Annotated in this window: 18 protein-coding genes and 1 pseudogene; 7 read left to right on the forward strand and 12 right to left on the reverse strand. The window is 67.6% G+C overall.

Annotated features, from left to right (window positions below; genetic code table 11):
• Positions 1-82: 82 nt before the first annotated feature.
• Positions 83-586, reverse strand: a complete 504-nt coding sequence (locus CSEG_RS00560) for a prolyl-tRNA synthetase associated domain-containing protein (RefSeq protein WP_013077312.1) — start codon at positions 584-586, stop codon at positions 83-85.
• Positions 587-662: 76 nt separating this feature from the next.
• Between CSEG_RS00560 and CSEG_RS00565 the strand changes: the two genes are divergently transcribed.
• Together CSEG_RS00565 and CSEG_RS00570 are read left to right on the forward strand one after the other, a co-directional pair.
• A complete protein-coding gene (locus CSEG_RS00565) occupies positions 663-1,409 on the forward strand; it encodes a DUF6065 family protein (protein ID WP_013077313.1) in 747 nt (248 codons plus the stop codon).
• Between the two features lie 107 nt (positions 1,410-1,516).
• Complete coding sequence (locus tag CSEG_RS00570; protein WP_013077314.1) at positions 1,517-4,852, forward strand: amidohydrolase family protein; 3,336 nt, start codon at positions 1,517-1,519, stop codon at positions 4,850-4,852.
• A gap of 17 nt (positions 4,853-4,869) precedes the next feature.
• On the opposite strand, the gene glmM is transcribed toward CSEG_RS00570, so the two are convergent.
• Entirely contained in the window at positions 4,870-6,216 is a 1,347-nt protein-coding gene (glmM, locus tag CSEG_RS00575) for a phosphoglucosamine mutase (protein ID WP_013077315.1), read from the reverse strand.
• Between the two features lie 217 nt (positions 6,217-6,433).
• Between glmM and glmS the strand changes: the two genes are divergently transcribed.
• Together glmS and CSEG_RS00585 are read left to right on the forward strand one after the other, a co-directional pair.
• Complete coding sequence (glmS, locus tag CSEG_RS00580) at positions 6,434-8,254, forward strand: glutamine--fructose-6-phosphate transaminase (isomerizing) (RefSeq protein ID WP_013077316.1); 1,821 nt, start codon at positions 6,434-6,436, stop codon at positions 8,252-8,254.
• 83 nt (positions 8,255-8,337) lie between these two features.
• Positions 8,338-8,793, forward strand: a complete 456-nt coding sequence (locus CSEG_RS00585; RefSeq protein WP_157038956.1) for a hypothetical protein — start codon at positions 8,338-8,340, stop codon at positions 8,791-8,793.
• 43 nt (positions 8,794-8,836) lie between these two features.
• On the opposite strand, the gene CSEG_RS00590 is transcribed toward CSEG_RS00585, so the two are convergent.
• Together CSEG_RS00590 and CSEG_RS00595 are read right to left on the reverse strand one after the other, a co-directional pair.
• Positions 8,837-10,234, reverse strand: a complete 1,398-nt coding sequence (locus CSEG_RS00590; RefSeq protein ID WP_013077318.1) for an amino acid permease — start codon at positions 10,232-10,234, stop codon at positions 8,837-8,839.
• Positions 10,235-10,289: 55 nt separating this feature from the next.
• Positions 10,290-11,471: an SAM-dependent methyltransferase gene (locus tag CSEG_RS00595; protein ID WP_013077319.1), complete on the reverse strand. Its 1,182-nt coding sequence runs from the start codon at positions 11,469-11,471 to the stop codon at positions 10,290-10,292.
• A 58-nt stretch (positions 11,472-11,529) separates the two neighbouring features.
• Here CSEG_RS00595 and CSEG_RS00600 point away from each other — a divergent pair, with 58 nt between their 5' ends.
• On the forward strand, positions 11,530-11,991 hold the full coding sequence (locus CSEG_RS00600) for an SAM-dependent methyltransferase (RefSeq protein WP_013077320.1): 462 nt from the start codon (positions 11,530-11,532) through the stop codon (positions 11,989-11,991).
• A 9-nt stretch (positions 11,992-12,000) separates the two neighbouring features.
• On the opposite strand, the gene CSEG_RS00605 is transcribed toward CSEG_RS00600, so the two are convergent.
• Entirely contained in the window at positions 12,001-12,465 is a 465-nt protein-coding gene (locus CSEG_RS00605; protein WP_013077321.1) for a nuclear transport factor 2 family protein, read from the reverse strand.
• Between the two features lie 68 nt (positions 12,466-12,533).
• The gene (locus CSEG_RS00610) at positions 12,534-12,944 is read right to left on the reverse strand and encodes a YkvA family protein (protein WP_013077322.1); all 411 of its coding nucleotides are present in this window, start codon (positions 12,942-12,944) and stop codon (positions 12,534-12,536) included.
• A gap of 54 nt (positions 12,945-12,998) precedes the next feature.
• Here CSEG_RS00610 and CSEG_RS00615 point away from each other — a divergent pair, with 54 nt between their 5' ends.
• Positions 12,999-13,781 (forward strand): SDR family NAD(P)-dependent oxidoreductase, encoded by a 783-nt coding sequence (locus CSEG_RS00615; RefSeq protein ID WP_013077323.1) that lies wholly within the window; start codon positions 12,999-13,001, stop codon positions 13,779-13,781.
• Between the two features lie 135 nt (positions 13,782-13,916).
• Here CSEG_RS00615 and CSEG_RS00620 read toward each other — a convergent pair whose 3' ends face one another.
• From CSEG_RS00620 to CSEG_RS00630, 3 genes are all read right to left on the reverse strand, one after another.
• Positions 13,917-14,510 (reverse strand): CC0125/CC1285 family lipoprotein, encoded by a 594-nt coding sequence (locus tag CSEG_RS00620; protein ID WP_013077324.1) that lies wholly within the window; start codon positions 14,508-14,510, stop codon positions 13,917-13,919.
• Between the two features lie 108 nt (positions 14,511-14,618).
• Positions 14,619-15,287 (reverse strand): LysE family translocator, encoded by a 669-nt coding sequence (locus tag CSEG_RS00625; protein WP_013077325.1) that lies wholly within the window; start codon positions 15,285-15,287, stop codon positions 14,619-14,621.
• A 6-nt stretch (positions 15,288-15,293) separates the two neighbouring features.
• Positions 15,294-15,701: an MAPEG family protein gene (locus CSEG_RS00630; protein WP_013077326.1), complete on the reverse strand. Its 408-nt coding sequence runs from the start codon at positions 15,699-15,701 to the stop codon at positions 15,294-15,296.
• A 172-nt stretch (positions 15,702-15,873) separates the two neighbouring features.
• On the opposite strand from CSEG_RS00630, the gene CSEG_RS00635 reads away from it, so the two are divergent.
• Positions 15,874-16,074 (forward strand): KTSC domain-containing protein, encoded by a 201-nt coding sequence (locus tag CSEG_RS00635; protein ID WP_013077327.1) that lies wholly within the window; start codon positions 15,874-15,876, stop codon positions 16,072-16,074.
• A gap of 66 nt (positions 16,075-16,140) precedes the next feature.
• Here CSEG_RS00635 and CSEG_RS00640 read toward each other — a convergent pair whose 3' ends face one another.
• From CSEG_RS00640 to CSEG_RS00650, 3 genes and pseudogenes are all read right to left on the reverse strand, one after another.
• Positions 16,141-17,367, reverse strand: a complete 1,227-nt coding sequence (locus tag CSEG_RS00640) for an argininosuccinate synthase (RefSeq protein WP_013077328.1) — start codon at positions 17,365-17,367, stop codon at positions 16,141-16,143.
• An 83-nt stretch (positions 17,368-17,450) separates the two neighbouring features.
• Positions 17,451-17,813, reverse strand: a complete 363-nt coding sequence (locus CSEG_RS00645; protein ID WP_013077329.1) for a hypothetical protein — start codon at positions 17,811-17,813, stop codon at positions 17,451-17,453.
• A gap of 4 nt (positions 17,814-17,817) precedes the next feature.
• Positions 17,818-19,834: pseudogene (locus CSEG_RS00650) on the reverse strand (potassium transporter Kup).
• Positions 19,835-19,941: the final 107 nt, after the last annotated feature.

The raw sequence follows: 19,941 nt of genomic DNA on the forward strand, positions 1-19,941 counted from the left end.
TGCTGGGGCAGGAAACGCGTCAGCCGCCAAGATGGTCCCTGGCGGGCGCTCGCGCAATGATGAGATCGCTTGACGGCGGGGATCAGATCACCGCCATCGCCTCGAAGTCGACGATCATGGGCGCGATCCCCAGGGCCTCCAGGAACTTGCGAAAGCCGGCCTGGCTGACGGCGGTGGTGGCGTCGTTCTTCAGCGGGTGAAAGTTGACCGGGTCACTGTCCGCGAGGGCCTTGTCCAGCACGAAGCGGACGCGCTTGTCCGTATCGTTGATCAGGCCGAAGGCGGTGACCGAGCCCGGGGTCACGCCCAGGGTCTCCAGCATCATCGCCTCGGGACCGAACGACAGCCGGCCAGACCCGATCACGTGGTGCAGCTTCTTCAGGTCGATCCGGGTCTCGCCCAGGGCCGAGATCAGCCACAGCTGGCCCTTTGCGTCCTTCAGGAACAGGTTCTTGGTGTGACCGCCGGGCAGGGCGGCCTTGATCTCCAGCCCCTCCTCGACACGGAACACCGGCGGGTGGTCGAGGGTCTTGTGGTCGACGCCGTGGGCGTCGAAGAAGGCGAACAGGTCGGCGCGGGTCTTCATGCGGTCTCTCTAGACGGCCGGAGGGCCGCAGGGCTAGACCAGACGACAGGGGCAGGAAGCCAAGAAAAGGACCGGCATGGAACTGGAGTGCTATCCCACCGAGAACCGTCCGCCGGAAATCGTGCCGGGCCGGCCGCAGCGCGCCTGGATGGATCGGTTCGCCGAGCGTCACCCCTATCGCTGCCTGCCGCTGACCATGGCCAACACCACCGGCTGGGATATCCTCTGTCCGGTCGGCTTCTCGATGACCTGGGACGGCGGGGCGCACCAGGAGTGCATCAAGTTCCAGCCCGACCACCCCTATCCGGGCTTCACCGACTTCGTGAAGTCGCACTTCACGCGGGGGGTGGTGACCTTCCACACCGGCTATCTGTTCCGCACGCCGCCGGGCTGGTCGATGATGGCCATGGGGCCGCCCAACCACGTCAAGGACGGCATCCAGCCGCTGGCGGGCGTGATCGAGACCGACTGGCTGCCGTTCCCCTTCACGATGAACTGGATCTTCACCCGGCCGGGCACGGTGCGGTTCGAGAAGGGCGAGACCTTCTGCTTCCTGATGCTGTTGCAGGACAAGGCCATCGAGTCGTTCCAGCCGGTGATCCGCTCGATGAACTCCAATCCCGAGCTGCGCCGCCAGTACGACGTCTGGGCCGAGAAGCGCACCGAGTTCAACAGCCTGATCTTCAAGCGCGACCCGGAGGCCACCAAGGAGGCCTGGCAGCGCTTCTACTTCAAGGGCGAGTACCCCGAGGAGATCCAGGCCGAGGCCCCCAGCCACCACGTCAACAAGCGCCGCCTGAAGTCGCCGAAGCTGGGGGTTTAGGCGCCGGCCCGATCCCTCTCCGCCAGCGCCAAGCGCCGCCGTGACTTCGCTCGCCTTCCCCCTTAGGGTCGCGTCCAAACGGGCCTAGGGGTCATGGGGGAAATCGAATGAATCGTCGGCTGACGGCGCTGGCCGCCTTGTTGTTGATGTCGGGATCGGCTCTGGCCCATCAGGCCTTCGCCCAGGCGACACCGCCCAGCGCGACCCCGGCCGCCGGCGCGGTCAAGTCGGACAAGCCCGAGAAGTGGAACGTCAACGCCCCGCCAGGCGTCGCCACCCGCGAGGTGCGCATCGCGGTCGACAACGGCACCTGGATGAACGTCGACGTCTCGCGCGACGGCAAGCTGATCGCCTTCGACCTCTTGGGCGACATCTACACCCTGCCGATTGCCGGCGGGACGCCGACGCGGATCGCCGAGGGTCTGGCCTATGACCAGCAGCCGCGGTTCTCGCCCGACGGCAAGCGCATCGCCTTCACTTCGGATCGGGCCGGCGGCGACAACATCTGGGTGATGAACGTCGACGGTAGCGACAAGCGCCAGGTCACCAAGGAGGAGTTCCGCCTCCTCAACCAGCCCAGCTGGAGCCCGGACGGCCGCTTCATCGTGGCTAAGAAGCACTTCACCACCGGCCGGTCCCTGGGCACAGGCGAGGTGTGGGTCTACCACGTCTCGGGCGGCGGCGGCGTCCAGCTGGTCAAGCGCGCCAGCGAGGCGCTGCAGAAGGAGCTGGGCGAGCCGATCTACGCGGCCGACGGCAAGAGCGTGTTCTACACCCGCAACGTCACGCCGGGGCCGATCTTCGAGTACGCCCAGGACTCCAACACCGCCCTGTTCGACATCGAGCGCTACGACCTCGAGACCGGCGAGGTCACGACCGCCGTGTCGGGCCTGGGCGGCTCGGTGCGGCCGACGCCGTCGCCCGACGGCGGCAAGATCGCCTTCGTCCGCCGCGAGCGGACCAAGTCCAAGCTCTATGTGAAGGACCTGACCTCGGGCGAGGAACGCAAGATCTACGACGCCCTGGACCAGGACGTGCAGGAGACCTGGGCGGTCACCGGCGTCTATCCGAACATGGCCTGGACGCCGGACGGCGCGACCGTGGTGTTCTGGGCCGGGGGCAAGATCCGACGGGTGAACGTGGCGGACGGCGCGTCCAGCGTGATTCTGTTCAAGATCGACGACACCCGCGTCGTCGTCGACGCGACCCATCCGCAGGTCGAGATCGCCCCCGATCGCTTCGCCACCAAGATGCCGCGCTGGGCCAGCGTGTCGCCCGACGGCAAGTCGGTGGTGTTCGAGACCCTGGGCAAGCTCTGGATCAAGCCCGCCTCGGGCGGCGAGCCGCGCCGGCTGGTCACCGGCGGCGACGAAGCGGCGTTCGAGCTCTATCCGTCCTGGTCGCGCGACGGCCGCACGGTGGTGTTCGTCAGCTGGACCGACGCGGGGCTTGGACGCCTGCGCACCGTGGCGGCCAGCGGCGGCGCGGCCAAGGACGTGATCGCCCAGCCCGGCCACTACGGCGCGCCGCGCTTCTCGCCGGACGGCAAGACCATCGTGTTCGAGCGCCGCCGTGGCGGGGGGCTGACGTCCTCGCGCTGGTCGCAGGACCCGGGCGTGTATCGCGTGGCGGTGTCGGGCGGGACCCCGGTGCGGGTCTCGCGCGGGGGCTCGTCGCCGCAGTTCGGGGCCGCCAACGATCGCGTGTTCATGCTGATGTCCGAGAAGGACAAGCGGCAGCTGGTCAGCACGGACCTGAGCGGCCAGGCCAAGCGGGTCCACGCCAGCGGCGAGATGATCAACGACTACCAGGTCTCGCCCGACGGCCGGAACGTCGCCTTCCGCCAGAACTACGAGGCCTTCGTCATGCCGCTGATGCCCGGGACCCAGGAGGTCGCGGTCGATCAGAAGGGCGGGCCGCTGCCGGTGACGCGGGTCAGCGCCGAGGGCGCGGACTTCATCAACTGGTCCAAGGACGGCAAGCAGGTCCACTGGAGCATGGGGCCGACGCTGTTCACCGCCGAGACCGACGCGCTGTACGCCAGCGCGCCGGCCGCCGAGGGGGCGGGCAAGGACGACGGCAAGTTCAAGCCGGTCAAGACCGGACTGGACCTGTCGATGCAGGTGGCGGCCGACAAGCCGACGGGCGTCGTCGCCCTGACCGGCGCGCGCATCGTCACCATGGCCGACAAGACCGGCGGGATCATCGACGACGGCGTGATCGTCATTCGGGGCGACCGCATCGTCGCGGTGGGACCCAAGGCCAGCACGCCGGTTCCCGCCGAGGCCAAGGTGGTGGACGTCGCCGGCAAGACCATCATCCCCGGCCTGGTCGACGCCCACGCCCACGGGCCGCAGGGTGATGACGACCTGGTGCCGCAGCAGAACTGGTCGTCGATGGCCAACCTGGCGATGGGCTCGACGACGATCCACGACCCCTCGTCCCGCGCCGCTGAGATCTTCGTCGCCGCCGAGCTGCAGCGCGCCGGCAAGATCCTGGCTCCGCGCACCTTCTCGACCGGCGAGATCATCTACGGAGCCAAGGCGGCCGAGGTCTATGCCGAGATCAACAGCCTGGACGACGCCCTGGCCCACGTCCGCCGCCTGAAGGCGCAGGGCGCCCACAGCGTCAAGAACTACAACCAGCCCCGTCGGGAGCAGCGCCAGATGGTGGTGGTCGCGGCCCAGAAGGAGGGCATGGAGGTCGTGCCGGAGGGCGGGTCGCTGTACGCCATGGACGTGACCCTGGTTCAGGACGGCAACTCGACCGTGGAGCACAACCTGCCGGTGGACCGCTTCTACGACGACATCGTCAGCCTGTGGTCGCAGAGCAAGACCAACTACACGCCGACCCTCGTGGTGGCCTACGGCGGCCTGGCGGGCGATCCCTACTGGCGCCAGCACATGGACGTCTGGACCCACCCGCTGCTGTCCAAGCATGCGCCGCCGGCCCTTCTGGCGGCGCGCAACGTCCGCCGCGCCGCCGCGCCCGAGGAGGATTATGTCGACGCCTCCACGGCGCGCGAGGCCAAGAAACTGGCCGATCGCGGCGTGCAGGTGGCCATCGGCGCGCACGGCCAGCAGGCGGGGCTTGGCCCGCACTGGGAGCTCTGGTCGTTCGTTCGCGGCGGCTGGACCCCGGTCGAGGCCCTGGCGGCCGGCACGATCAACGCGGCGCGATCGCTGGGCTACGCCAAGGACGTGGGGTCGCTGGAGACGGGCAAGCTGGCCGACCTCCTGGTGCTGGACGCCGATCCGACCCAGGACATCCGCAACAGCGACAAGCTGTTCCGCGTGATGCTGGGCGGGCGGCTCTACGACCCCGCGACGCTAAACGAGACGGTGACCGGCCAGCGCGTCCGCCAGCCGTACTGGTGGGAGCGTTCCGGCGAGGCCTGGGGCGGCGGCCAAGGCGGGTCGGGGCACACCGACGACGTGGGGTAGGAAAGGGGGCGGCCTCCTTAGGCCGCCTTCACCGCGCCGACGATCGACTTGACCACCTTCTTGACCAGGGCGGGGTCGTCGCCCTCGGCCATGATGCGGATCAGCGGTTCCGTGCCCGAAGCGCGGACGACGATGCGGCCCGCGCCGTTCAGCTGGGCCTCGCCGTCGGCGATGGCGTCCTTGACGGTCTTGGCCTCCAGCGGCTTGCCGCCGGCGAAGCGGACGTTTTCCAGGAGCTGGGGCACCGGCTCGAACTGGCGGCCTAGCGCGCTCATCGGCTGGCCGGTCTCGACCATCACCGCCAGCACCTGCAGGGCGGCGATCAGGCCGTCGCCCGTGGTCGAGAAGTCCGACAGGATCAGGTGGCCCGACTGCTCGCCGCCGACGTTGAAGCCGCCCTCGCGCATGCGCTGCATGACGTAGCGGTCCCCCACGGCGGTGCGCTCCAGACTCAGGCCCTGGCCGTTCAGGCAGCGCTCGAGGCCGAGGTTCGACATGACGGTGGCGACGACGCCGCCGCCCTTCAGTGTTCCGGCCTTGGCCAGCGCCCCGGCGATGATCGCCATGATCTGGTCGCCGTCGACGACCACGCCCTTCTCGTCGCAGATCACCAGGCGGTCCGCGTCGCCGTCCAGGGCGATGCCGATGTCGGCGCGGTATTCGCGGACCATCTTGGCCATGGTCTCGGGGTGGGTCGAGCCGCACTCTTCGTTGATGTTTGTGCCGTCGGGGCTGACGCCCAGCGAGATGACCTCGGCGCCCAGCTCGTAGAGGGCGGTGGGGGCGACCTTGTAGGCCGCGCCGTTGGCGCAATCGATGACGATCCGCAGGCCCGACAGGTTGCGGTGGCGCGGGAAGGTCGCCTTGACGATCTCAACGTAGCGCGCCTGGGCGTCGTCGATCCGCTTGACCCGGCCCAGCTCGCGCGGCGCGGCGAGGCCTTCCTGCAGGCCCTCGTCCATCAGGGCCTCGATCTTCAGTTCTTGCTCGTCCGACAGCTTGTAGCCGTCGGGGCCGAACAGCTTGATGCCGTTGTCGGCGAAATTGTTGTGGCTGGCCGAGATCATGACGCCGAGGTCGGCGCGCATCGAGCGGGTCATCATCGCCACCGCCGGGGTCGGCAGAGGTCCGAACAGCCGCACGTCCAGGCCGACGCTGGTCAGGCCCGCCACCAGGGCCGGCTCGATCATGTAGCCGGACAGGCGCGTGTCCTTGCCGATCACCACCAGGTGCCGGCGCGCATCCTGCGAGCGGAACAGCTTGCCGGCGGCCAGGCCGACGCGCAGGGCGACCTCGGCCGTCATCGGGTGCTTGTTGGCCTGGCCGCGGATACCGTCGGTGCCGAAATAGGCGCGCTTGCTCATATGATTTCGTTGTCTCTTGGCGAGCGTACAGTCGTTGGGTCGCTCATTGTCCCAATTCTGAGCCATTCAGAAGCGATTGGCTCGCTGAAATTCGGCTCGCGAAACGATCCGAAATGCAGATTTATCGGAGCCGCTCCTGGACGGGTGCTAAAGCCGGCTTCGTAAAGCCGGCGCCCGCACCCGATCCGCAGGCGCGTTCTACAAAGGATCATGGCCCATGTGCGGCATTATCGGCATCGTCGGCAAGCAACCCGTCGCCGACCGTCTGATCGAGAGCCTCAAGCGGCTGGAGTATCGCGGCTATGACTCGGCCGGGATCGCCGGGGTCGTGGACGGAAAGGTCCAACGCCGTCGCGCCCAGGGCAAGATCAAGGCGCTGGAAGCCGTCTTGGCCGATGAGCCGCTGAACGCCGCCACCGGCATCGGCCACACCCGCTGGGCCACCCACGGCGCGCCGAACGTCAAGAACGCCCACCCGCACGCCGCCGGCCGCGTGACTCTGGTCCACAACGGCATCATCGAGAATTTCGCAGAGCTGAAGGCCGAGCTGATCGCCGCCGGCCGCGTGTTCGAAAGCGACACCGACACCGAGGTCATCGCCCAGCTGATCGACGCCGAGCTGGCGACGGGTCTGGCCCCCCTCGAAGCCTTCAAGGCCACGCTGGATCGCCTGACCGGCGCCTACGCCCTGGCCGTGCTGATCGAGGGCGAGGAGAACCTGATCCTGGGCGCTCGCCGCGGCAGCCCGCTGGTGGTGGGCGAGGGCCAGGGCGAGATGTTCCTGGGCTCAGACGCCCTGGCCGTGGGCCCCTTCACCAACCGCGTGATCTATCTGGACGAGGGCGACTACGTGGCGCTCGACCACGACAGCCATCGGATCTTCGATGTTTCGGGGACGCCGGTGACGCGGCCGGTGCGGGTGGTCCCGACCTCGGCGGTGATGCTGGAGAAGGGCAACTACCGGCACTTCATGGAAAAGGAGATCCATGACCAGCCGGAGGGCTGCCAGCGCACGATCGCGGCCTATGTCGACACCCTGACCTCGCGCGCGGCGATTCCCGGCGATATCGACTTCGCCAAGCTGGAGCGCATCCAGGTCGTGGCCTGCGGCACCTCGTACATCGCCGGCGTGGTCGGAAAGTACCTGATCGAGCAGCTGGCCGACCTGCCGGTCGACGTCGAGATCGCCTCGGAGTTCCGCTATCGCCAGCCGGCCCTGCGGCCAGGCTCGCTGGTCATCGCCATGTCGCAGTCGGGCGAGACCGCCGACACCCTGGCGGCCCTGCGCTACTGCAAGGCCAAGGGCATGAAGAGCGCCGTGGTGGTCAACGCCCAGGAATCGACCATGGCGCGCGAGGTCGACGTGGTCTGGCCGATCCACTGCGGCCCCGAGATCGGCGTCGCCTCGACCAAGGCCTTCACCGCCCAGGTCAGCGTGATGATCGCCCTGGCCATCGCCGCCGCCAAGGCGCGCGGCACGATCGACGCGGCCGAGGAGCGGCGCCTCGTGAAAGTGCTGCTGGAAGCGCCGCGCCTGATCGCTGAGGCCATCGGCCTGGAAGACGCCATCAAGGAGATCGCCGCCGATGTCGCCAAGGCGCGGGACGTGCTCTATCTCGGTCGCGGCCCGATGTCGGCCCTGGCCCTGGAAGGCGCGCTGAAGCTGAAGGAGATCAGCTACATCCACGCCGAGGGCTACGCCGCCGGCGAGCTGAAGCACGGCCCGATCGCCCTGGTGGACGACCAGACCCCGATCGTCATCCTGGCCCCCTACGACAGCTATTTCGAGAAATCGGCCTCGAACATGAGCGAGGTGATGGCGCGCGGCGGCCAGGTGATCTTCATCACCGACACCGAAGGCGTGAAGCACGCGCCGGCCGGGGCGAAGGTGGTGGTCACAGCGCCGGCCTCGGACCCGCTGGTCTCGACCCTGGTCATGTCGGCCCCGATCCAGCTCTTGGCCTACCATGTCGCCGTGGTGAAGGGCGCGGACGTCGACCAGCCGCGCAACCTGGCCAAGTCCGTGACGGTGGAGTGAGGATGGCGTGCGTCAATCGACGCGCGATGTCGCTTGCTTGACACTTACTGAGTGTGGCGAGACGCTCGGAGTCCAATCAGGGGGTGCTGATGGATCTCCATGACAACCTGCGGGCGGAGTATGTGCTGATCCAGGGCCAGTACGAGGCCTTCGATCAACGGGCCCTGTCGCTCAAGGCGCTGGCGACTCCGCTGCTGGGGACGGGCCTCGCTTTCGGCGTCAAGGAACACAGTGTCCTGATCGTGCTCGCCACCGCCATGATCGCGATCTGTCTTTGGGCGCTGGAAGCGATCTGGAAAGGGTTCCAGTACGCCTACATCGACCGGATCTCATTGCTTGAGGCGTGGTTCCGGGGCGAGGTGGCGGATTTGAAGCCCTTCCAGGTCTTTCAGGCCTGGAGCGCGGCGTACCGAACTCGATATGGAAGGTTGGGGGCCACGGTCCGTCTCATGGGCGCGCCCTTCGTGGCCTTGCCGTATGCGGTCATTGTTCTCGGCGCGCTTCTGACCATTGGATATCTGACGGGTGGTCGAGGCTGACGCCAAGGATCTAGCGCGTTCCCCTGACCCGGTCCCGTTGGGCTTACGCCAGTTTCGAATTCCGCATGGAATAGCCGAAGTAGATCGCGCACGCTCCCGCCACCCACGCGGCGAACAGCAGCCAAGTGTCCAGCGGCAGGCCGACGATCAGGTAGGCGCAGAAGGCCACGCTGGCGATCGGCAGCACCGGGTAGAGCGGAACCTTGTAGCCGCGCGGCAGGTCCGGCTGGGTCCGGCGCAGGATGATCACGCCCAGCGAGACGATGGCGAAGGCGATCAGCGTGCCCATGCTGGTCAGGTTGACCAGCACGTCCAGCGGCACGAAGGCCGCCAGCACCGCGATGAAGGTCGCGACGATGTAGGTGTTGAGATCCGGGCTGCGGGTCTTGGGATGCAGGCGCTGGAAGACCTTGGGCAGCAGACCGTCGCGGCTCATGGCGTAGAGGATCCGCGTCTGGCCGTACATGACGACGAGCGTGATCGAGAAGATCGAGACGATCGCGCCGACGCACAGCACCAGCGAGGTCCAGGCCTGCCCCGTCAGGTTGCGCAGGATCACGGCGAGGCCCGCCTCCTGGCCGGCGAAGGCGGTCCAGGGCTGGGCGCCGACCGCCGCCAGGGCGACCAGGATGTAGATCGCCGTGACGATCAGCAGGGACAGCACGATGCCCAGCGGCAGGGTGCGGCGCGGGTCCTTGACCTCCTCGCCCGCCGTCGAGACCGCGTCGATGCCGATATACGAGAAGAAGATCGACGACGCGGCCGCGCCCACGCCCGCCACGCCCATCGGCATGAACGGCGTCAGGTTCCGGGCCTGGAAGCCGCTGAAGGCGATGACGACGAAGAACAGCAGGACCAGCAGCTTCAGGATGACCAGGATCGCGTTGGCCCGCGCCGACTCCTTCACGCCGCGCAGCAGCAGGATCATGCAGGCGCCGACCAGCACCACGGCCGGCAGGTTGACGATGCCGCCCGCGCCGGGCGGCTTGGCGATGGCGTCGGGCAGCCGCCAGCCCACGAGGTCGACCAGCATCTCGTTCAGGTACTGGCCCCAACCCACGGCGATGGCCGAGGCCGAGACGGCGTATTCGAGCAGCAGGCACGCGCCGACGAGGAAGGCCACGAACTCGCCCAGGGTCGCGTAGGCGTAGGAATAGGACGAGCCCGACACCGGAATGGTCGAGGCCAGCTCCGCGTAGCACAGCGCCGTCAGGGCCGCGGTGATCCCGGCCAGCACGAACGAGACGATCACCGCCGGGCCGGCGGCGGGCACGGCGGTGGTGAGGGCCACGAAGATGCCCGTGCCGATCGTGGCGCCGACGCCCAGCATCGTCAGCTGGAAGAGGCCCATCGAGCGATGCAGGCTCTCGGGCGGATGCTCGCCCTCCACCTGGGCGACGGGCTTGCGGCGCAGAAGGTCGGCCGCGCGGAACGGGGCCATGGCGGCTCCTTCACGGGAAATCAGGCGGCGCCTATGAACGCCGGCCGCTTTCCCGTCAACCGCCAGCCTTCAGCAGATAGTCCCGGGTCAGCGGAACGGCGTCGCGCTTCTTGGCCAGCTGGATCTGGAAGACCATGTGGCCGCCGTGCCGAAAGCCCAACTCCGCGCCCGCCAGGTAGAACTCCCACATCCGCCGGAACCGCTCGTCGAACATCTGGGGGATGTCGGGATCGGCCATGAAGCGCTCGCGCCAGATGCGGCAGGTCTCGGCGTAGTGCAGCCGCAGGATCTCGATGTCGGTGATCCACAGGCCGGCCCGCTCGATAGCGGTGACGATCTCCGAGAGGCCGGGAATGTAGCCGCCCGGGAAGATGTACTTCTGGGTGAAGGCGTTGGTCGCGCCCGGCCCGTGCATCTTGCCGATCGAGTGGATCAGGGCGACGCCGTCCTCGTCCAGCAGGCGGGCGATGGTGTCGAAATAGGTCTGGAAGTTCGGGGCCCCGACGTGCTCGAGCATGCCCACCGAGACGATGCGGTCGAAGGGCTCGTTCAGGTCGCGATAGTCGGTCAGGCGGAAGTCGATCCGGTCCCCGAGCCCGGCCGTCTCGGCGCGTTCCTTGGCCAGGGCCAGCTGCTCGGTCGACAGGGTCACGCCGGTCATCCGCGCGCCGAAGTCCTTGGCCAGGGTCATGGAAAGCCCGCCCCAGCCCGAGCCGATGTCCAGGGTCTTCATGCCGGGTTGGATCAGCAGCTTGCGGCCGATCAGCGCCTTCTTGGCGGCCTGCGCCTCCTCCAGCGTCATGTCGGGACGCTCGAAATAGGCGCACGAGTACTGCATGTCGGCGTCGAGGAACCGCCGGTAGAGGTCGTTGGAGAGATCGTAGTGGTGGGCGACGTTGCGGCGTGAGGCGACGCGGTCGTTGACCTGCTGGATCCGCCGCTTCAGCGCCTTGCGGAACCGGGTGAGCGCCGAACCGCGCTTGGGTTTACGCCCGCCGCTCTCGCCGACGATGGTCAAGAGGTCCGAGATCGTCCCCCGCTCGAAGACGATGTCGCCTTCCATATAGCCTTCGCCGAGGCCCAGGCTGGGATTGGCGAGGCGGCGCAGGCCGCGGCTGTTGATCCGGATGACGACGGGCGGACCCGAACCGTCTCCGGCCTTGACGATGCGACCGCCGGGCAGGTGCGCCGTGAAGTCGCCGGTCTTGATCATCTTCGCGAGCAGAGCTTCGATCATCCGACCAACTTAAGCGGTCGTACGCCCGCGACAACCTGTCGCACACGGAGGAAAGCGCATGGCGATCGAAATGATCCCGATCGGACGTGTCGAGGGTGGTCGCGCCGCCCCCGAGGACGACGACTGGGGAGACAGCCGGGCGCGCATCGTCCTGGACGACGAGCGCTTCGACGACGAGGCGCTGATGGGGCTCGACGCGTTCAGCCACGCCGAAATCGTCTACGTCTTCGACAGGGTGGGCGCGGACGAGATCGTCGCCGGCGCGCGTCATCCGCGGGGGAACAAGGCCTGGCCGCGCGTCGGCATCTTCGCCCAGCGCGGCAAGAACCGGCCCAACCGCATCGGGGTGACGATCTGCGAGGTCGTGGCGGTGGAGGGGCGAGCCCTGGAGGTGAGGGGACTGGACGCGATCGACGGCACGCCGGTCTTGGACATCAAGCCGGTCATGAGCGGCTTCGCGCCGCGCGGGCGGGTTCGCGAGCCGGATTGGGCTCGGGAGATCATGCAGGCGTACTGGTAAGGCGGCGGCCTACATCTTCCTCAGCTCGGGGCAGGCGTTCGGTTCGGCCGTCCAGCTGATGCTGGCGATCTTCCAGGCCCCGTCCTGCTTGGCGAGCGTGAAGACGTCGATCCCGCAATGCAGGGTCTTGCCGTCGCGGCTGATCTCGTAGGGCGCGGTGACGGTCGCGAGGGCGCCGCGGCGGATGATCACCGGCGACCACATCCATTCCTTGAGACCGGGATCCACGCGCTTGCCGTAGCTGTCCTCGAAGGCGACGCGCCGAACGGTCACGCTTCCATCGGGCTGGGCGCGCACCCCCATGAACTGGGCGCCGGGCAAGACGGTGGCGCGCAGGGCCTCGGTGTCGGCGGCGGCCATGCCATCGAAGAAGGCCTGAGCCGCGGCCAGCACGGCCTTGTCCTCTGGATCGGCCGCCGGCGGCGGGGCGGGGGTCTGACTCGTGACAAGGGCGGCGATCAGCAGCGGCAACATGGCGGTCTCCGGTCTGGCGTCAGCTTCGCATGCCGGGGGCGCCGGCGAACATGGTCGGGCGGCCCGCCTCAGGTCTCGTCGGAAAGGCGCGCCAGGAAGGCCTGGGCGGCTTCCTTATGGCGCGGCTTCAGGGTGCGGCCCAGGATCGCCACCAGGGCGGCGAACACCGCCGCGTCGTCGGTGAAGCCGATGACCGGCAGGATGTCGGGCAGCGCGTCGGTCGGCAGGACGAAATAGGCCAGAGCCGCCAGCATCATCCCCTTGGCCGCCGTCGGCGTCTCGGGGTCGCGGGCGCACCACCAGACCGACAGGGCGTCGGCGGCGAAGGGGACCTTGGCGGCCACCTTTCGGATCTTGGGCAGGAAGCCGCGCGCGACGCGTTCCTCGTTGACGCGCACCGTGGCCGGGACCAGGGCCTTGGAGGGGTCCAGCACGTCGTTGACGTTTACGTCGGGGGACGGTTTGGCGTCGCGGCTCATCGGTCTATTTCTCTTTTCCAACCGATCCTAAACGCAAACTCTGGGGAAACGTCCATGAAACTCGACAACACCGTCGCCGCCGTCGTCACCGGGGGCGCTTCGGGCCTTGGCGAAGCCACCGCGCGCGCCCTGGCCGCCCAAGGCGTCAAGGTCGCCATCTTCGACATGAACGAAGCGCGCGGCGAAGAGGTCGCCAAGGAGATCGGCGGCGTGTTCTGCAAGGTCAACGTGACCAGCGACGCCGATGTCGACGCCGGCTTCGAGAAGGCCCGCGCCGCCCACGGCCAGGAGCGGATCCTGGTCAACTGCGCCGGCACCGGCAACGCGGCCAAGACCGCCAGCCGCGACAAGACCACCGGCGAGACCAAGCACTTCCCGCTCGACGCCTTCGACCGCATCATCCAGATCAACCTGGTCGGCACGTTCCGCTGCATCGCCAAGTCGGCCAAGGGCATGCTGGACCTGGAGCCGCTTCAGGACGGCGAGCGCGGCGCGATCGTCAACACCGCCAGCGTGGCGGCCGAGGACGGCCAGATGGGCCAGGCGGCCTATTCGGCGTCGAAGGGGGGCGTCGTCGGCATGACCCTGCCGATCGCCCGCGACCTGATGGGCGAGGGCATCCGCGTCAACACCATCCTGCCGGGCATCTTCAACACGCCGCTGATGAATGGCGCGCCCGAAGCGGTGAAGGCGGGCCTGGCGGCCTCGGTGCCGTTCCCCAAGCGCCTGGGCAATCCCGAGGAATACGCCCAGCTGGCCCTGACGATGATCACCTGCGGCTATTTCAACGGCGAGGACGTGCGCCTGGACGGCGGCATCCGCATGGCGCCGCGGTAGGCAGGCGGTTCCTCCCCCGCGATGCGGGGGAGGTGGCTCAGAGGGCCGGAGGGGGCGAGCTGGACGTAGGCCGCGCTAGCCCCCTCAGTCACTGCGTGACAGCTCCCCCGCGTCGCGGGGGAGCATCTTGCTTATCTACTTCGGCGGCGCCGGGCGCTGGATCGTGCTGGCGAGGTTCGCCATGATCTCGCGAGCGTCGTAGGCGCGCGGGTCGCCTTGCGGCTTCTGACCCTTGTGCATCACGATCTCGGCGCCGGCCTCGAACTTCTCGACGGTTCGGATCTGAGCGCGGTCGGCGAAGAAGGGGTCACCCCAGAAGGGATCCCAGGTGCGCCAGCCATAGCCGCCGCCGTAATAGCGCCAGGACGGACGCCAGTAGCCGTACGGATAGCCGTAGCCGAAGCCCGGACGCGCCAGCGGATCAGGCTCGACATAGGAGCGAGCCGTGCGGTCGGTGCGGTGGTCGGCGGTTTCGAACCAGTCATAGCCCTGCTGCACGGTCAGTTCGGCCGACCGATACAGGAGGTAGCGCTCGACGGTCTCGCGCGAGGTCAGGCTGTTGCCGGCGAAGCTGACGCGATAGCGGTCGCCCTCCAGCTTCTGCTCGGAGAAGCCGCCCGTGACGGCGCCGGAGGTGACCTTCGGCTGATACGGGGTGGGCGTGGCGCAGGCCGATAAGGTCGCGGCGAGCGCCAATGTCGCGGCGATGGCGACCTTCTTCATAGACATGACTTGCTCCTTCAAGCGGAGTCCTCGGTATTGGACACAACTCTGGCCGGGCTTTGTGGTTTCGCCAAGGCGCAGTTTGCAACCGTTTTGAAATCTAGGGTGTCGACGCTAGCCGCGCGAGACGATCAGGACGGCGGCGGTGATCAACAGAACGCCGACCAGCAGAGCGAAAACGCGCCGGAACCCGGGTTCGTTCATCCGGCTCGACAGGGCGGCGCCGCCCAGGCCGTAGCTGGACATGCTGATCAGGTCCATGCCGATGGTCGCGCAGGCGAACATGACCAGCTGCGGCGCCAGCGGTCTTTTGATGTCCAGGAACGGCGGCAGCACGCCGGAGAAGAACAGCAGGATCTTCGGATTGGCGATTTGGACCATGAAGCCGTCGACGAAGGCCGATCGGCCGGCGCGGACGGTGGCCGAGGCGTGGCTCTCGAGGTTCTTGATCCCGGCCCATAGAGACTTCAAGCCCAGCCAGACCAGATAGGCCGCGCCGGCCAGGGCCAGGACGTGGAAGGCCTGAGGGAAGGCGATGATCAGGGCGCCCAGGCCCAGGGCCGAGCCGGTGAACCACACCAGGGTCGCCGTGTTCATGCCGACCACGCCCAGAAGCGCCGCGCCCTTGCCGCGCTCCATGCCCGTGGCGATGGCGAAAAGGTTGGCCGGGCCTGGGGTGATGGCCATGACGAACATGGCGACGAGGAAGGCGCCGTAGCGGGCGGGATCGACGGGCAGGTGGTCCATGGCGCGGATATAGGCCGCCGCGCCATGGGGCTCCAAGCCGCTTTACGCGCCGATCACCGCGTAGACCCAGATCGCCCGTCCCAGGGCGCCGAACACAAGGATCGCCGTCGCCAGCGCCTGGATGATGAAGCCCAGCTCTCGCTTCTTGGGATCGGCCGCGTAGCCCAGGGCGTAGATGATCCGGCCGACGATCCAGACCACGCCCATGGCCGCCGCGAACAGGTCGTTCCAGTAGATGGCGAACAGCCAGAGCGCCGGCAGGTAGATGACCAGCCATTCGACGGTGTTGGCTTGGACGCGGATGTGGCGCTCCAGTTCCGGATCGCCGGTCATGGCGGGCGCGTCGATCCCGGTCCGCCGCCGCGCGCCAGGGATGCGCAGGATCATCCAGACGTAGACCAGCAGGGACAGCAGGGTGACGATCGCCACCAAGGCGTGGGATTGATGCATGTTCGGTCTCCTCCCGCGGCTTCGCGCCGCTCCGCGCCGACACTATTCGTATTCGCCCTGAGTTTGCACGCGGGTCTCGGGAGCATAAGAGGCGGGGGCACGCCGGGAACCCGGCCGGGTTTCGTTCGCTCCTAGGACTGAACGATCCCCTTTGCGGAGGCTTCGTAAAGCCATGCATGTGGACTCAACGGCGATCCAAGCGATCGACTACTCACCCGAGCACGGCAAGCTGTTCGTCACGTTCCAGGACGGCGACGAATATGTCTATGTCGGCGTCCCCGAGCGCGTCAGCCGGGCGTTCTTCCGCGCACCCTCCAAGGGCCGGTTTTTCCAGCGGATGATCCGGGACCGATATCCGTACAACCGGGTGTGAGGCCCCAAGAAAAAGGACGCCGCGGTTGTCCGCGGCGCCCTTCGGTCGTCTCGCTCTAGACCCGCGCTACCCGCGCTTGTCGCGCTTGGCCAGGACCCGCAGGCGCAGGGCGTTCAGCTTGATGAAGCCGCCGGCGTCGCGGTGGTCGTAGGCGACCTTGCCTTCCTCGAAGGTGACCAGGTCTTGATCGTACAGGCTGTAGGGGCTTTCGCGGCCGATGACCGTGACGTTGCCCTTGTAGAGCTTCACGCGGACACGGCCCATGACCTTCTGCTGGCTGTAGTCGATGGCGGCCTGCAGCATCTCGCGCTCGGGCGTGAACCAGAAGCCGTTGTAGACGAGCTCGGCGTACTTCGGCATCAGCTCGTCCTTCAGGTGCATGGCGCCCCGGTCCAGCGTGATGCTCTCGATGCCGCGGTGGGCGGCCAGCAGGATCGTGCCGCCGGGGGTCTCGTAGACGCCGCGCGACTTCATGCCGACGAAGCGGTTCTCGACCAGGTCGAGGCGGCCGACGCCGTTGTCGCGGCCCAGCTCATTCAGCTTGGTCAGCAGGGCGGCCGGCGACAGGGCGACGCCGTCGATCGCTACGGGATCGCCCTTCTCGAAGTCGATGGTGATGACGGTCGGCTTGTCCGGGGCGTCCTCCGGCGCGATCGTGCGCATGTGGACGAACTCGGGGGCCTCGACCGCCGGGTCCTCCAGGACCTTACCTTCCGAGCTCGAGTGCAGCAGGTTGGCGTCGACGCTGAACGGCGCTTCGCCGCGCTTGTCCTTGGTGATCTGGATCTGGTGCTTCTCGGCGAAGTCCAGCAGGGCCTCGCGGGACTTGAAGTCCCACTCGCGCCAGGGGGCGATCACTGTGATGTCGGGCTCGAGGCCGTAGTAGCCGAGCTCGAAGCGGACCTGGTCGTTGCCCTTGCCGGTCGCGCCGTGGCTGACGGCGTCGGCGCCGGTCTTGCGGGCGATCTCGATCTGCTTCTTGGCGATCAGCGGGCGGGCGATCGAGGTGCCCAGCAGGTACTGGCCCTCATAGACCGTGTTGGCGCGGAACATCGGGAAGACGTAGTCGCGCACGAACTCCTCGCGCACGTCCTCGATGAAGATGTTCTCGGGCTTCACGCCGGCGGCCAGCGCCTTGGCGCGCGCCGGTTCGATCTCTTCGCCCTGGCCCAGGTCCGCCGTGAAGGTCACGACCTCGGCGTTGTGCTCGGTCTGGAGCCACTTGAGGATGATCGAGGTGTCGAGGCCGCCCGAATAGGCGAGCACGACCTTCTTCACGGGCTTCTCGGCCATGAAAGGGTCCTTCCGAAGAGAAACACAAAGTCGCGCGCCTTCAACGGCGAAAGGCCGCGCGGGTCAAGCTCAAATGAGCGCGGTTACAGTTGACCCTCTTCCTGCAGCGTCTTGATGACGAACCGCAGGTGGAACAGCTGGCTGAGCGCCAGGCTGGCGGCGAGCGTGGCGCGGACCAGGAAGATGATCATCGCCTGGATCGGATCGGTGGTGAACGTCGCCTGGGTCAGGGTGAAGGACAGCAGCACGACGATCGCGATCAACGGGACCGCGAGCAGGCCGAGCGGCTTGGCCAGGCGCGCGACCGGCTTGCCGTCGCGGCCCCACAGCATCGGGATCGAGACGTCCTTGCCGATCCGTTTCCACGCGCCCTGGGCGGTGGCGGCGATGATGGCCAGGGCGGCGATCGACAGGCCGTCGCCGAGGACGCGGAGGGTCGTTTCCACGGCCCTACACCGTCACCTGAGCGCCCAGCTCGACCACGCGGCCGGGCGGGATCTTGAAGAAGTCCGTCGGATTGGCCGCGTTCTTCATCAGGTAGATGAACAGGCGGTCCTGCCACAGCGGCATGCCGCTGTTGGCCGACGGCACGATCGAGCGGCGGCCGAGGAAAAAGCTGGTGGCCATGATGTCGAACTTCAGGCCCTGCTTGCGGCACACCGCCAGGGCCTTGGGGATGTTCGGGCTCTCCATGAAGCCGTAGTTGACGATGACCTTCTTGAAGTCGTCGTTGACCTTCTCGATCTTGACCCGGTCCTCCTCGTTGACGCGCGGCGTCTCGGTGGTGCGGACCGTCAGGATGACGTTGCGCTCGTGCAAAACCTTGTTGTGCTTGAGGTTGTGCATCAGGGCGACCGGCGTCATGTCCGGGTCGGAGGTCAGGAAGATGGCCGTGCCCGGCGCGCGGTGCGGAGCCCGAGCGCGCAGGATCTCCATCAGGTCGACCAGGGGCACGCTGTCGCGGCGGGTCTTGGCCGTGAGGATCTGGCTGCCCCGGACCCAGGTCGCCATGATCAGGAACAGCACCGCGCCGATCAGCACCGGCAGCCAGCCGCCGGAGAAGAAGCGCAGGGCGTTGGCGCTGAGGAAGGTGATGTCCAGCGTCAGGAACGGCACCATGAACAGCAGGGCCATGGGCATGCTCCACTTCCACAGCTTCCGCATGACGATGAAGGCCATGCAGGTGGTCACGATCATCGTGCCGGTGACGGCCAGGCCATAGGCGTGGGCCAGGGCCGAGGACGTCTGGAACGTGAACATGATGGCCAGCACGCCCACCAGCAGCATGGTGTTGAGCTGCGGCACGAAGATCTGGCCCGATTGGGTCTCCGACGTCCGGCGCACGTCCAGTCGCGGCAGCAGGCCCAGCTGGATGGCCTGCTGGGTGAGGGAGAATGCGCCGGTGATCACGGCTTGGCTGGCGATGACGGTGGCCGCGCCGGCCAGCAGCACCAGCGGCAGACGCACGCGCCGCGGGCGCCATTTCGAAGAACCAGTTCAGCTCTGGCATCGCGGTCCCGGCGGCCTCCGCGGTTTGCAGCGTGGTCAGGGCGAAGGCCCCTTGGCCCAGATAGTTCATGGCCAGGCAGGGCAGCACGAAGAACAGCCAGGCGGCCTGGATTGGCCAGCGGCCGAAGTGGCCCATGTCCGCGGTCAGGGCCTCGACCCCGGTGACGGTCAGGAACACCGCGCCCAACACGATGAAGCCGGTCAGGCCGTGCTGAGCCAGAAACTGGACGGCGTAGAACGGATTCACCGCCATCAGGATGCCGGGATTGGCCGCCAGGTTCACCAAGCCCAGCACGAACATCACGCCAAACCACAGGGCGCAGACCGGGCCGAAGAGCTTGCCCACCGAGGCCGTGCCACGGCTCTGGATGAAGAACAGGCCCAGCAGCATCACGGTGGCGATCAGAAGCACCACCTGGTTGTTTACGCCGTGCTCCAGGGCGGGGATGGTTCGAAGGCCCTCGACGGCCGACAAGACGGACATGGCCGGGGTGATGACCGCGTCGCCGTAGAACAGGGCGGCGCCCGCGACCCCAAGCGCGAAGACCAGGCCGGTGCGCCGGCCCATGGCGTGCTGGGCCAGGGCCATCAGCGACAGTACGCCGCCTTCGCCCTTATTGTCGGCGCGCATGATGAAGACGACGTACTTGATCGTCACGATCAGGAACATCGCCCATAGGGCCAGGGACACGACGCCGAAGATTTCCGAGCGAACGATGCCGTCATGCGAGGCCGCGGCCAGCGCCTCCTTGAAGGCGTAGAGCGGGCTGGTGCCGATGTCGCCGAACACCACGCCAATGGAGCCCAAGGCGAGCGCGAAGAAGCCATGGCCCTTCAGATCATGGCCGTTGCCGGATCCATTTCCCGACCCGTTTGGCGGGCCGCCATCCTGCAACGGAATGTCGGAAGACGCGGGGGCGCAGTCGGGAGCGGATGCGCCAAAGGCTTCGGAAGCCATTCAATCCCTCCGGGCCGCCCTCGCAAAACGCTGTGGGCCGACCCATATCGATCAAGCGCGGCACGATACACCCAATTCACGGCGGGTTCAATCGTCCCCTAACGTCG

Source organism: Caulobacter segnis ATCC 21756 (genome assembly GCF_000092285.1).
Taxonomy (GTDB): domain Bacteria; phylum Pseudomonadota; class Alphaproteobacteria; order Caulobacterales; family Caulobacteraceae; genus Caulobacter; species Caulobacter segnis.

Bases quoted from the DNA above. Each gene is read 5' to 3' on its own strand.
- CSEG_RS00560 (WP_013077312.1), bottom strand. From the start codon at position 586: ATGAAGACCCGCGCCGACCTGTTCGCCTTCTTCGACGCCCACGGCGTC.
- CSEG_RS00565 (WP_013077313.1), top strand. From the start codon at position 663: ATGGAACTGGAGTGCTATCCCACCGAGAACCGTCCGCCGGAAATCGTG.
- CSEG_RS00570 (WP_013077314.1), top strand. From the start codon at position 1,517: ATGAATCGTCGGCTGACGGCGCTGGCCGCCTTGTTGTTGATGTCGGGA.
- glmM (WP_013077315.1), bottom strand. From the start codon at position 6,216: ATGAGCAAGCGCGCCTATTTCGGCACCGACGGTATCCGCGGCCAGGCC.
- glmS (WP_013077316.1), top strand. From the start codon at position 6,434: ATGTGCGGCATTATCGGCATCGTCGGCAAGCAACCCGTCGCCGACCGT.
- CSEG_RS00590 (WP_013077318.1), bottom strand. From the start codon at position 10,234: ATGGCCCCGTTCCGCGCGGCCGACCTTCTGCGCCGCAAGCCCGTCGCC.
- CSEG_RS00595 (WP_013077319.1), bottom strand. From the start codon at position 11,471: ATGATCGAAGCTCTGCTCGCGAAGATGATCAAGACCGGCGACTTCACG.
- CSEG_RS00600 (WP_013077320.1), top strand. From the start codon at position 11,530: ATGGCGATCGAAATGATCCCGATCGGACGTGTCGAGGGTGGTCGCGCC.
- CSEG_RS00605 (WP_013077321.1), bottom strand. From the start codon at position 12,465: ATGTTGCCGCTGCTGATCGCCGCCCTTGTCACGAGTCAGACCCCCGCC.
- CSEG_RS00610 (WP_013077322.1), bottom strand. From the start codon at position 12,944: ATGAGCCGCGACGCCAAACCGTCCCCCGACGTAAACGTCAACGACGTG.
- CSEG_RS00615 (WP_013077323.1), top strand. From the start codon at position 12,999: ATGAAACTCGACAACACCGTCGCCGCCGTCGTCACCGGGGGCGCTTCG.
- CSEG_RS00620 (WP_013077324.1), bottom strand. From the start codon at position 14,510: ATGTCTATGAAGAAGGTCGCCATCGCCGCGACATTGGCGCTCGCCGCG.
- CSEG_RS00630 (WP_013077326.1), bottom strand. From the start codon at position 15,701: ATGCATCAATCCCACGCCTTGGTGGCGATCGTCACCCTGCTGTCCCTG.
- CSEG_RS00635 (WP_013077327.1), top strand. From the start codon at position 15,874: ATGCATGTGGACTCAACGGCGATCCAAGCGATCGACTACTCACCCGAG.
- CSEG_RS00640 (WP_013077328.1), bottom strand. From the start codon at position 17,367: ATGGCCGAGAAGCCCGTGAAGAAGGTCGTGCTCGCCTATTCGGGCGGC.